Here is a 13,338-nt window from a genome sequence, read left to right as displayed (position 1 = left end):
GGACAGCTTTTATCGAAATCACAATAACCTGTCCAAAAACTCACCTAGCCAACATCATGAATAAAATGCATATAAAAAAAGCCCCACAAGATGACACACTCACCTTGCAGGGCTTCCCATTAATTCTCTTCAATTTCCTTACGATTTTTCCTAAAAATCTTAGATAACACTTCGTATACGATTGGAACAACAATTAATGTTAATAGCGTGGAGCTGATTAAACCGCCGATAACCGTTATGGCAAGGCCTTTCGAAATCAAGCCGCCTCCGCCTGCACCAAAAGCTAATGGCACCATGGCACCAATCGTTGCGATGGCTGTCATAAGAATCGGACGCAAACGTGTGGCACCAGCCTCAAGCACCGCTTCACGCATAACCATCCCGGTACGCTCCATCCGAATGATTCGGTCTACGAGTACGATTGCGTTCGTTACAACGATTCCGATAAGCATTAAGAGCCCCATCATGACGGATACAGAAATGGTTTCACCCGCAATTAATAATCCCACAAATGAGCCGATAACTGTAAATGGCAATGAGAAAAGAATCGCAAATGGCGCAAGTCCTTCACCGAATGTTACGACTAGAACAAAGTACACAATGGCAATCGCCGCAAGCATAGCTATACCAAGCTGTGTAAATGTTTCTTGCATGTCTGCTGCAACGCCGGCCACATCAACTGTGACCCCTTTAGGCAGATCTAAATTATCAATTGTCTTATCTGCTTCAGCTGTTGCTTTGGATATATCCTTGCCAGTGATCGTGCCTGAAACACTAGCATAGTATTCGCCCTTACTGCGAGCTAGAGTATTTAATGTTGTGCCTTTCTCAACAGTCACTAGTTCAGAAAGAGGCATTGTCGTACCAAGTGGTGTCGGTACTTGTTTTTCCAAAATATCATCGATCGATTTCGGCTGTGCTGCCTGTTCCTGCTGAACGATGACATTTAATGCGTTTCCTTCTTTTTCAATCGTTGTTAACACATTTTTCGTTTTTTCTGGACTTAACATCATAATAATTTGCCCGGTTGTTAGTCCATACTTTAATAATTCATCCTGTGCCACTTTAAAGGTGTATTCAACGTATGCATCCTCTGCACTAGAGGAAACATCCTTTAACCCTTCATTTTCCTTTAATGCATCTTCAACTATTTTTACAGATTTGTTGAGTTTATCTAAATCTTCACTGTAAAATGTATAACTAACTTCATTTGAAGCCATGGACATCGAAGAGAAGTTCTGGCTCTTCCATTCGCCTGATTGTCCAATATCCTTTACATACTTTTCTATATCTTCACGTGCTTCAGGGAAGTTTTCCATATCCGGATCAAAGATCAGGTACATTAACCCGCCTTTTCCGCCGCCTCCCATCATGGCTGCTTGCTGGTCGCCGCTTTCTGTAACGGATACTTGAACGATATCAATATCATCATGTTCAAGCATTTTCTCTTCAACGACTTTAATATTTTCTAACGTATCTTCCGGCAGTTCTCCTGCACTTGGAGTGTAAGTCAGATACATCACCTTATCCTCTTCACTGCCCAAAAAGCTAAATCCAATCAATGGTGTTAACGCCAAACTTCCTGCTAATAAAACAAAGGCAAGAATGGAAGTAATCACCTTATGATTAAGGGTTTTTTCAAGGAATCCTTTGTACCATTTGGATAATCTGCCAGCCTCTTTATGTTTGCTTTCCGTCTTTTCACTATATAAATTCTTCTTAAACAAGAAATGAGATAATGAAGGAACGATTGTAATCGCAACAATTAATGAGGCTCCGAGCGCAAATGACATGGTCAATGCGAATGGCATGAAGAGCTCGCCAACCATCCCGCCAACAAAAATAAGTGGTGCAAATACTGCAACGGTTACGATTGTTGAAGACATGATAGGTCTGAACATTTCAATTGTTGATTCTCGAATGAGTGCACGCCCTGTTAGTTTTTCACCTTTTAAATGCAGGCGGCGATAAATATTTTCAACCACAACGATGGAGTCATCGATGACACGGCCAATAGCAACAGTAATCGCCCCAAGCGTCATAATATTTAGGGTGATATCCATCCAATTTAAGATTAACATAGCCATTAAAATCGAAACCGGAATGGATATAATCGAAATAATGGTCGATTTGAAATCTCTTAAGAAAAGGAGAATAATTAATACCGCAATTAAACCGCCAAATAACGCTTTTTCAACCATTGTAGCGACAGAATCTTCAATTGGCTTTCCTTGGTCAAGCGTCACATCAATAACGATTCCATCAATTTTCTTCTTTTCATCTTTAATTAACTTCTTCACACTGTTTACAACATCTACTGTGTTAGCCTGTTGGCTTTTTACAATTTGAATTGCAATCGCATCTTTCCCATTTGTGCGGGAAACTGATTGTACTTTACCTACTACTTGAATGGTTGCGATATCGTTAAGCTTTACAAATGGTAAAGGCTGTGTAGCCGATGGCGTTACAGGAATGAGCATTTCCTTTAATTCGTCAACAGTCGTGAACTTGCCGTCTATTGCTACTGCCTGCTCGCCTTCTTCAAATTCATAAAGTCCTAAAGAAACACCGAGATTGATTGCTTGAATCATTTGCTTGACGGAATCTTCCGTTAAGCCTAGTTCTGCCATTTTTTCCTTATTATAAGTAAGGTCAACTTCTTCAATATGCTGCCCTGTAATCGTGGCAGAGGCAACACCATCGATTTTATCGATTTTTGGGAGTAAAACTTCCTCTACTGTTGAGGTTAATTCAACAATGTCCTCTTTCGTGCTGCTTACACTTAGTGCCACAACTGGCATCATGTTCATGCTAATAGCGGTAATGGTCGGCTTTTGAGCCCCTTCAGGCAATTTAACTGCATCTATCGCAGAATCTAATGCCCGCTTCGCCTCATCCATATCAATGCCGTATTCGTATTCCACTTGAATATTACCTACATTTGAATACGAATTTGAATTAACGGATTTTACGTGCTCCAAGCCCTCTACTGCTTTTTCTAAAGGAATCGACACATCCTTCATCACTTGCTCAGGAGTTGCCCCAGGATATACGTCCATCACCATTAGAAATGGAATGGAGATATCCGGAATCATCTCCATTTTCATACGTGTTCCTGAATAAATTCCCGAAACGGTTATAATAATGGTTAACAGCCAAACTGCTAGTTTATTCTTTAAAACAAAGTTAACTAACCCTTTCACGTCTACACCTGCCCTTAATTGACTAATCAGTCTCATTTCCTTATAATAATGACCGACAAGTCATTTGTCAACGAAAGTCCTAGGAGCGGATGTAAAGAAATGATGAAGAAACAGTTAATTATGGAAAAAGCACTAGAGCTTTTTGCAACTCAAGGATTCGATGCCACAACCGTTCAACAAATCACAGATTATTGCGGTATTTCTAAAGGTGCTTTCTACTTGTCATTCAAATCAAAGGATGAATTGATTCTATCTACTATTGATCATTTTATGATGCAATTCACTTCTGATATTGACCATATAGTCAAAAACTCAGATGATAACCTTTTATATAACTTTTACTACACAACATTTCACTCTTTTCACAAGCATTCTGATTTTGCAAAAGTTCTTATGAAAGAGCCGGTTCATTCATTGAATAAAGATTTATTTATTAAAATCCGTTATTACGACATGTTAATGGACAAGTCGATATTACTGATGATTGAACGTTTATACGGAGAAACAGTCCAATCAATAAAATATGATTTAATTTTTTGCATTAAAGGCTTTATGCACACTTATTCACAGCTATTTCTATTCTATAGCTCACCGCTAGACTTGAATCATCTTTCTCAATCGCTTGTGGAAAAAACAAATCTGCTGGCAAAACAAATGACTGACCCATTTATTTCGCATGATCTATTTCAAGTTCTTAAGCAGCCGCTGAATGAAGAAATAACGAAGGATCAGTTGATTGAAATGATGGAGGAAAAAATGGCGGATGTTGAAGAGCCGATTGAAAAAGAATCATTAATTCTCTTAAAGGATCAGCTGGTAGATCCGAATTTAAGTCCAGCCATTGTAAAAGGCCTACTCGAAAATATTCGGAATCATCCGGAGTGCAAGTGGATTTCTTATTTACTGAGGAAGTATTTTGAGTTTTAAAATGATAGGAGCAGAACAGTTTTATCTTTCTGCTCTTTTTTAATTTTTAGTGGAGATGTTCACCTTGTACCAAATCAAATCCCAAGACTTGTTCTCCACTCGATTTTCATAGACTTTCAAACGATCCTTTGACTCGGCAAAAAATGGTGTAGGCTTGACCTCTAAATTGACGACATCATCGATTCCCCAAGGTGCTGCCAAAATAACATGGTCATTTCCATCTAATTTAACTCCCAAAGCTGTAGCAGCTTCTGGAAATTTCGAAATGCCATCGACTGAAGAAGTATAAGGCGGCAAATTATTGATCACGTGCATTCTTGCTTGATTCTTTACGGACCAAGGGACACCGGGCATGAGATGATTTAATTTTTCTTCTAAATATTTTCCCTCTAATTCATCCAAATTTGCGCGATCATAATAGATGACATCAATATCGGGAATGGGTGTTCTTTCCGAAAAATGGTGTAACACATCCCATATTTTCGAACGCAAAAATCCGGCACATATCCACCAATCGAGTAGGTTCAGCGTTTTTACTGTTTTTAATAAATCCATCATCCAGGTATCATCGCTAATAATTCGTACGATATCTTCTTCATTTTTTATCATCATTTTATTCACCTATTTCTTATTGCCTATGAATAGACTCAATGGGTGGATGGATTTCCCCATCATCAAACCTATAATCGAGAAAATAAATTTTGAAAAGAAAGGAACCTATCATAATTAGCATAAGTGCAATAATAGCAATAAACAAAAAGAAGGCACACCATAGGCTCCATTTAAATATTTTTGATTCAGCGAACCTTTCCGACCAGCTTGGAGATTTAATCATCATAATCACCTTGTTTAATTAGGTTTTAGCCCCCAAAATCAATCCCAGACATGATAAAAGGGATGGCTAATTTGATAAATTCTTCCGGCGGTGTATTTTGACCGCTTCTTCTCCATTCTAAAGATACTCCATAAAGCCCCCAACTTAACATGGCAGCAGTAATCTTTAGAGATTGCTCATCTTCACTTTGAAATTGTTTTCGTAGCATTTTGTAAAAAATGATTTCGAGTTGTTCCCTAATAATACGGGCAATGGTATCTTCGTATCCTCTATGACAACGATTGGATAAAGATTTTTGAAAGTCCGTGATCGCTATGAAAATACTAATAATCGATTCTTCATTGAGTTCATTTTTCTCGAACATATTGCCATTCAAATTTATCAAGAGTACTTCTGACAGTACCTTTTCCAATAAGTCATATATATCTTCAAAATGATAATAGAAAGTGGCCCGATTAATCATAGCCTCTGTTGTAATATCCTTAACAGTAATATCCTTGAATTCTTTTTTACCTGAAAGTTCAATAAAGGAATCCATGATTAATTTACGAGTACGTAGAATTCGGGGATCAATCTTTGGTTGAGTCAATTACAATTCCCTCCTACTTTTTAAACAATTTGTTTAATGTGTTGTATAAACGACAAATACAATGAACTATTGGTATTGATGGTTTTCATTATGTACTAAAATACAATTATAAAGCAAATAAGAGGCTTCTTTCTCAGGCATTATAGAAAATGTAAAAACTAAATGGAACGGAGGAAAAATAATATGTCAAACAATCATAATATGATTTGTGATCTAGAAACAGGTGTATGCGGAGTAGCAGAGGAGGAGGAAATGGAGGTTATTGATTTTAATCAGCCAAAAAAATCGGTTAATCTTTATTATGTGACTGATCCTATTTGTTCTCATTGCTGGGCAATTGAACCTAATCTCCGTCGTTTTGTAGAGCAGTATGGAGACTATTTTAATTTTCACACGGTTATGGGTGGTTTGCTGGAAAAATGGCACGATGGACCAATCGATCCTGCAAACGGAATTTATAAACCAGCCGATGTTGCTGGTCACTGGAGAGAAGTTGGAGAATATTCAAGAATGCCTATTGACGGCTCTTTAATGATTGATAATCCTGTTCAATCATCCTACCCACCGTCACGTGTATTTAAAGTGATTCAAAAAAATCATAGTGATGCATTAGCATTTGAATATTTACGCCGTGCAAGAGAAGCACTTTTCGCATTTAATCAAAATATTTCAGATACATCAGTTATGATTGAAATCGTAAATAAACTTGGTCTTAATGGAGAGGCTATTGTAAATGAAGCAGAACAACCAATCGGACAACAATTATTGAATGAAGATTTTGCTCTTACTAGAAGCTTAGGTGCCAGAGGTTTTCCTACCATTATTATGATCAATGAGGAAAATAAAGGCGTAAAAATTGTTGGTGGCCGTCCATTTGAATACTATGTTGACGGATTAAAGAAGGCTCTAAATGTCGAAGAACTACAACCAAAACAACAACCAACCCTCTCTAACTTACTTGAAAAAGAAAAACTGCTATTTTCGAAAGAAATTGAAGTGATGTACGATGTTGAAAAATCGGCTATTAACGCTTTTATTGAAAAAGAACTTTCGCCAAACAGTTTTCAAGTGAAGGAAATTCTAGGGGAATTATATTTTACATCTACAAAATAAAGTTGACATTAACTAAGGGAAAAGGAGTAGCTTATTTGCTACACCTTTTCCAAAAAACATCCTAATTTCCTTGTTTTTTTACGTATCCCATTAACCCATGCAGTGTTCTCACGAATTCATTCCCCGTGATATGCCCTAATCCTCCATAAGCACAATCCAACTCATTGTATTGTAGGTTTCGATCTCTCCGTATACTTGGCCCATAAATGGCGACCGGAACTGGTTCACCTGTATGTTCTCCAACTTCACAAGGTGTAGAATGATCGGCAGCCAATGCTAAGTACACATCTTCAGGCAGCTGCTCACGTATTAGTCCAACCATGTGATCGAACAGCTCTATTGCTCTAGCTTTCTCAAACGGTTCATTATCGTGGCCTTTAACATCTGGCGCTTTCATATGCACGTAAACCATGTCATTGTTTGCAATTTCTTCGATAGCTAATCTAGCTTTTAATTCAATATTTGTATCGATATTACCCGTCATGCTTCTATCTGTTATAGTCTTAAATCCAGCTAGCTGGGCAACGCCTAATACCGTGCTTTCTCCGGCAATACAGCTTCCTTTCATATTAAGCTGTTGGACGATAGGCTCAAGATGCACCATCAGTCCAGCCCCTCTTGTCAGAATAAAATTAGCTGGCAGCTTCCCTTCGGCAATGCGCTCTTCATTCACTGGATGGGAAGATAATATATCATGAGCTTTTTTAAGAAACTGATTTAAAATAGACGCTGTTCTTTCAGCCTCCTCAGAAGAGTCCAACGGTTCTACTATAAGATAAGGTGCACCGTCATTTGGAGCTTTAGGATCGGAATCGCTGATTTTATCACTCAATCCACTTCCACGCAGGATTAAAACAGCCCGATGTTCCGTAGCCGGTTTAAAATGAACGACTACCCCATCTTCAAGCTCCATCCCATCAAGAGCTTGAGCGATTTCTTCCGTTTTCTCGCGAATCCGTCCTGCTCGCCGATCGACCACGGTTCCTTCCTCATCGACAGTAGCAAAATTACATCGAAACACAACATCACAAGGCATGACATCCATACCGATTCCAAGCGCTTCAATAGGTCCGCGTCCGGGATAATCTTCAGGCTGATAACCGAATAAAATTAAATGTCCCATATCCGTTCCCACAGGAATGCCGGAAGAAATCAAATCCATCATACCTGTAATACCTTCTGCAGCCAGTCGATCCAGATTCGGTGTCCGCGCATATTCCAATGGGGTCTTATCGCCTAACAAAGAATGGGGACGATCCCCTGCTCCGTCAGCAATTGCCATGATGACTTTTCTTTTTAACATAATATCCTCCTATTATCATTCAAGGTTTTCTTATCTATTATTTTATAATCCTAGTACTTTGAACCAAGTGAAATAGGCTGCACTGATAACGGAAGCACCAATAAAACATGTAATAACTGCATACTTTACTTGATCTACTATTGTAAAGTAATCTGTTGAAAAATAAATCGTATTAACCTTCGAATGCGGCGGAAGTGTAATCGTAAAGGTCATGGTCATTGCGGCAGCAAGTGCAAGTGGTACAGGATCCATACCTAAAGTTTTAGCTAAAGCAATGAATGCTGGAATCAAAATCGTTACCCTTACAGTTTTGCTTGTAAAGATGAGATGGCTGTACATACTAAGGAATATGACGACTACAGCAACCATGGCATGGCTCATCTTGTCAATCCCTAAACCGTCAACTACTTTACTGATAATCCATACGGCTCCACCAGATTGGTCTAATGCATTTCCAGCGGCATATGCACCCGCTGCGAAAATCATAAGCTCCCATTTAATGTTTGCATCTTTCCACTCTAGCATTCCCACTTTTGGAAGCAAGCAAAGGAGTGCTGCAATAACCGCAGTCTGTTCAGTACTAATTTCAAAACCAAACCAATCTTCATGATAATCGCCAGTCGCCCACAAGAGCACAGTAAGAATGAAGATGACCGATGCTTTCTTTTCATCTAGAGAGAAAGAACCTAATTTCTTCAATTCCCCCTTCAGCGTCCCCATAACATTTTCAAAATTACCTTCATTTTTAATGGAGAATAATTTTAACCCGATCATGAATGTGATTCCCATCGTGATGATGGCTGCAGGCATAGAGGCAAAAAGCCAATCCATATAACCAATATCTCCGCCCGCTTGCTCGTTGATGAAACCGACCGCAATAATATTACCTGAAGTAGCTGTCATAACACCTGAAGTAGCGAGGGCATCTGCTTGTAGACCTTGAAGCATCATAACTTTACCAAGTGGACTTTTTCCCGGAATAGCTTTATAGACTTCTAGCAAAATCAAGCAAATAGGCATCATCAGTGTAGCTCGTGCTGTCGTTGAAGGTACGAAAAACGCCAGAACAAAATTAATAATGACTAAAACAAGCAACGTCCTGGTCGGTGTTTTTCCGAATTTCGTGACCATCCACAGCGAGAATCTTCTACCTAAATTTGACTTCATCATGGCAGAAGTTAGAACGAAGGCGGAAACCATTAACCAAATAACGTCAAACCCTAATGTCCCAAAAGCAACTTCCTGATCTTCAACTGCCCCTACTAAAGGAAGCAGCAGAATCGCAAGAAGCGATGTCAAGTATATTGGGATTGGAGTTGTTATCCAAAGGATCAAAGCACCAGTAAATATAGCGATCGATTTTTGTGCCGCAGGTTCCATTCCTTCTGGCGTTGGCATGAATAATAAAAATAAAACAGCAATAATGGCAATGGGAATTCCCCATTTCTTCATACCTTCTTCAAAACGGCCTTTCTTCTTAATCGGTTGCTCACCCTTTTCTACTTTTGTTGAGTTCTCACTCATCTCGAATCCCCCTTGAATTAGTAATGTATCCGTTTTCAGTATATTCAAGCTATAACTATAATACAATTTGATTTAATTTTGATAATCATAAGGAAACCTTATAGTTAAACTAGTTTTTGAATGGACCCATTTTAAAAATTATTTCACTATAGGGTCGCATTCGTTTATATTACTCTCATTTACTATCATGGAAATGCTATTATTAAATTTGATATAATTTTTATAAATCATAAGGAAACGTTATTATTGGGAGAAGGTGATTAGTGATGAACTTAACGAAGCTCCAAACCTTTATCACATTATCGAATTGCTTAAACTTTACCGAGGCGGCTGAGCGGCTTTATTGTTCTCAACCGGCTGTAAGCATGCAAATTCAAAGTCTTGAGAGAGATTTAGGGTTTCCTCTTTTTGACCGAATAGGAAAAAAACTATACTTAACAAAACAGGGAGAGCAATTCAAACCATATGCTGAACAAATTATTAATCTCATTTCTTCATCCAAAGAGCATATTAAACAACTCGACAATTTAGCTCACGGAACATTATCTTTCGGAGCGAGCACTTTCGTTGGAGTATACCTTCTTCCAGCCATCCTCAGTGACTTTAACAAACAATTCCCTGGCATCAAAATCAACATGAATATTACATCCTCCAACCATTTAATACATATGCTGGAGACGAACAAAGTCGAGTTTTTAGTTCTTTCTGATCGCATACCAATTGATGAAGACCGTTTTCAATTCAATACTTTTTATCAAGATGAGCCTGTTTTAATCGTCAATAGCCAGCACAGACTTGCTGGGAAAACTGAGTGTACTTTAGAGGATTTAGTCTCCGAAACGCTGATCCTGAAGCCTAATAAATCAGCTACCAGAACTTATTTGGAAGGGGAATTTAAAAAATACGGATTCAATTCCCCCAATTATATGGAAATAGGAAACCTAGAAGCAATTAAACAATGTGTTATTAACGGTCTCGGTGTATCGATCGTCTCTAGCTTTGCCATTAAACAAGAAATCAAAAATGGATTATTAACCGTGGTCCCAATCCAAGGGGTAAAATTTATTAGGGGAATTAGGTACGTTTATCAACGCGGTGTTCACCTTTCACCAGCAGCTATGAAATTTATTTCTATGTTGGATCAGAAGTCCAATTGAGATTTTATAGGGTGCGATATGGTGAACCGTCCCATAAGTAGGTGCGGTTTTCTTTTTGATGGCATTAATCTCGTAAAATAAACGAATAATTTGTCTTTTAGTAAACAGCGTAGTGTGTGAAATTGTACTACGTTGTTTACTACTATATGTCTAAGTATGGGAAAGCGATGTTCACGGCAGGAGCAATATTCTATAGCGGTATCTGGTACCTATATTTGTTTTTGACATTATTTTAGGGGTAGAATAAATTTAGCAGTGTCAGTAGCAGGCATTCTAGGAAGTTTGGCTAGTAATCTGTTGATATTTGGAACATATAAGGAAATGAATCCTAAAGGAAAAGTGGTATGTACTGCCTTTGGAGTAAGTGGAGCATTTATATTTGGTGGTCAACTTGGATTTGTGTCAGGAGTAGCACCAGAAATGATAGGAGCATTTATAATATCAAAGCTTACAGCCGGAATAATTAGTATAATACTAGCCGTATGGCTGTATGACCGTGAAAGTAAAGAATTTAGTTTTAAGGAAAATGGAGGTATTAGTAATGAATATCAGAGATAGGGTCGAAAAGTTAAGGCAGCTAATGAAAGAAAATCAAATGGATGCTTATATAATTCCCAGTTTTGATGCACATCAGAGTGAATATGTAGCAGAACATTGGAAATGTAGACAATGGATATCAGGATTTACAGGGTCTGCAGGTACTGTAGTTATTACATTAGAGGATGCTGGGTTATGGACAGATGGCAGATACTATATTCAAGCCGAAAAGCAGCTTGAGAGCTCAGGAATCAGATTATTTAGAATGGTGGATCCAGGGGTACCATTTTATTCAGAATGGCTAGCAGATGTTCTTAAAGAAGGAAGCATTGTGGGCTTTGATGGAAATGTTTTTTCAATTAATATGGTTAAAAAGATGGAAAAAGATCTAAAAGCAAAGAGAATCGTATTAAAAATGAATCAAGATTTAATTGGTGATCTGTGGGAAGATAGACCGGAGATTCCTAAAGGACCAATTTTTACCCATGACGTAAAATATGCAGGCAAATCACGAGAAGAAAAATTAAATGAAGTAAGAGAAGAAATGAAAAATAAAGGAGCAAATTATTATATTTTATCTTCCCTTGATGACATTGCATGGCTTTTGAATATAAGAGGGGACGATGTGCCTAACAATCCAATTGTAATAGCTAATGTAATCGTAGCAGAACATAAATGTTATTTATTTATTGATTCTTGCAAGGTTCCCCCTTTGGTTAAATTAGAACTGGAGGCTGAAGGAATCGAGTTAAAAGCGAATCATGAAATACAAACATTCTTGGAAAATCTTTCAGGCGGAGATTCCATTATTTTAGATACGAATAAAACAAATATCAGATTATATAATGCCATTAACAGTAATACAAAGAAAATTGAAAGTCCTGACATCACGACTAATTTAAAAGCTATTAAGAATGAAGTCGAGATAAAAAATTTAAAATGGTGTGAAATAAAAGATGGTTTAGCCATGGTGAAATTTATTAAATGGCTAAAAAACTCTGTAGATAAAGAAGAAATTACAGAGATTACTGCAGAAGAAAGATTAGAAGATTTCAGAAGGGCACAGGAAGGATATGTTGGACCTAGCTTTGATACGATAGCAGGTTATAAAGAACATGCTGCGATGATGCATTATAAAGCCAATAAAGAAACGCAATATACTCTTAAGAATGAAGGTCTTTTTTTAATTGATTCAGGCGGACAGTATTATGATGGAACAACAGATATTACAAGAACGATTGTTTTAGGAAAACTTACCGATGAACAAAAAAGAGATTTTACTTTGGTGTTAAAAGGATTTATTGCATTAAGCTCAGTAAAATATTTATACGGAACAACAGGCTCTAATTTAGATGTTTTAGCAAGACAACCAATTTGGCAGTATGGTTTGGACTATAAATGCGGGACAGGACATGGGGTAGGTTTTTACTTGAATGTTCATGAAGGACCACAAAGCATAAGGAATAATAATAATGTTATATTAGAAAAAGGCATGATTATTACGAATGAACCTGGAATATACCTTGAAGGTAAACACGGAATTAGAATTGAAAATATGTTGTTAGTAGTTGAAGACGAGAAAACAGAGTTTGGTCAATTTATGAAGTTTGAAGCAATCACGTATTGCCCTATTGATTTAGCCGGTATCAATAAAGATATGTTAACAGAGAGCGAAAAGCAATGGTTAAACAATTATCATCAAGAGGTATACACAAAGCTAGCTCCTTATTTAAATGAAGAAGAGAGAGTCTGGCTAAGGGAAGAAACTAGGGAAATTTAAATAGGTATTGCTGAATACAAGTTCGAATGTAGCACCAATATTAAAATAGAACCGCACTTAGACTAGTCACGGAGAACCGTACCATAAGTAATTGAGGTTTTTTATTTAATAATTTAGGCTAATACCGTTTTTCCTATAAAGATAAATATATATCATACCTATGAGGTCAATATTCTTCGATGTGAAGATATTGTCCTTTTTTATTATTTAATAAGAGGAACATTTTTTTCACAGCTCCGTTAAATCTTAATGTGGATAAATAAATAATAATAATTACCTCATCTTATTCAAATAAAGCAACCTTTACTTTAAGTGTAATTCTTCAAATACTTGGCTGCATACAAGTATTTATTCGCTCATATATTATATC

10 protein-coding genes are annotated in these 13,338 nt (G+C 37.4%); 5 read left to right on the top strand and 5 right to left on the bottom strand.

The genetic code is table 11. The features are described from left to right. Positions 1–119 precede the first annotated feature (119 nt). Positions 120–3,203 carry an efflux RND transporter permease subunit gene (locus V7164_RS11970; protein ID WP_335354194.1) on the bottom strand — a complete coding sequence of 1,028 codons (3,084 nt, stop codon included), beginning with the start codon at positions 3,201–3,203 and terminating at the stop codon, positions 120–122. A gap of 99 nt (positions 3,204–3,302) precedes the next feature. On the opposite strand from V7164_RS11970, the gene V7164_RS11965 reads away from it, so the two are divergent. After that, positions 3,303–4,130: a TetR/AcrR family transcriptional regulator gene (locus V7164_RS11965; protein ID WP_335354193.1), complete on the top strand. Its 828-nt coding sequence runs from the start codon at positions 3,303–3,305 to the stop codon at positions 4,128–4,130. Positions 4,131–4,169: 39 nt separating this feature from the next. On the opposite strand, the gene V7164_RS11960 is transcribed toward V7164_RS11965, so the two are convergent. Continuing rightward, positions 4,170–4,742 (bottom strand): nucleotidyltransferase family protein, encoded by a 573-nt coding sequence (locus V7164_RS11960; RefSeq protein WP_335354192.1) that lies wholly within the window; start codon positions 4,740–4,742, stop codon positions 4,170–4,172. A gap of 248 nt (positions 4,743–4,990) precedes the next feature. Next, the gene (locus V7164_RS11955) at positions 4,991–5,554 is read right to left on the bottom strand and encodes a TetR/AcrR family transcriptional regulator (RefSeq protein WP_335354191.1); all 564 of its coding nucleotides are present in this window, start codon (positions 5,552–5,554) and stop codon (positions 4,991–4,993) included. 183 nt (positions 5,555–5,737) lie between these two features. On the opposite strand from V7164_RS11955, the gene V7164_RS11950 reads away from it, so the two are divergent. Further along, complete coding sequence (locus V7164_RS11950; protein ID WP_335354190.1) at positions 5,738–6,667, top strand: DsbA family protein; 930 nt, start codon at positions 5,738–5,740, stop codon at positions 6,665–6,667. Positions 6,668–6,728: 61 nt separating this feature from the next. Here the strand turns inward: V7164_RS11950 and apgM are convergent, their stop codons facing one another. After that, the gene (apgM, locus tag V7164_RS11945) at positions 6,729–7,970 is read right to left on the bottom strand and encodes a 2,3-bisphosphoglycerate-independent phosphoglycerate mutase (protein WP_335354189.1); all 1,242 of its coding nucleotides are present in this window, start codon (positions 7,968–7,970) and stop codon (positions 6,729–6,731) included. Between the two features lie 42 nt (positions 7,971–8,012). Then, positions 8,013–9,494 carry an SLC13 family permease gene (locus tag V7164_RS11940; protein ID WP_335345030.1) on the bottom strand — a complete coding sequence of 494 codons (1,482 nt, stop codon included), beginning with the start codon at positions 9,492–9,494 and terminating at the stop codon, positions 8,013–8,015. A 266-nt stretch (positions 9,495–9,760) separates the two neighbouring features. Here V7164_RS11940 and V7164_RS11935 point away from each other — a divergent pair, with 266 nt between their 5' ends. From V7164_RS11935 to V7164_RS11925, 3 genes are all read left to right on the top strand, one after another. Then, a complete protein-coding gene (locus V7164_RS11935; RefSeq protein WP_335345052.1) occupies positions 9,761–10,651 on the top strand; it encodes a LysR family transcriptional regulator in 891 nt (296 codons plus the stop codon). 255 nt (positions 10,652–10,906) lie between these two features. Beyond that, positions 10,907–11,209, top strand: a complete 303-nt coding sequence (gene eutH, locus V7164_RS11930) for an ethanolamine utilization protein EutH (RefSeq protein ID WP_335345029.1) — start codon at positions 10,907–10,909, stop codon at positions 11,207–11,209. Then, positions 11,193–12,968, top strand: coding sequence for an aminopeptidase P family protein (locus tag V7164_RS11925; protein WP_335345028.1), 1,776 nt, complete (start codon positions 11,193–11,195; stop codon positions 12,966–12,968). The genes eutH and V7164_RS11925 overlap by 17 nt, the downstream gene beginning before the upstream one ends. The last annotated feature ends 370 nt before the right edge of the window (positions 12,969–13,338 follow it).

Origin of the sequence: Bacillus sp. JJ1474 (assembly GCF_036965225.1) — a bacterium.
Lineage (GTDB): Bacteria > Bacillota > Bacilli > Bacillales > Cytobacillaceae > Cytobacillus.
The sequence above is the reverse complement of the archived record's forward strand: the minus strand, read 5'-3'. Positions and strand labels throughout refer to the sequence as shown.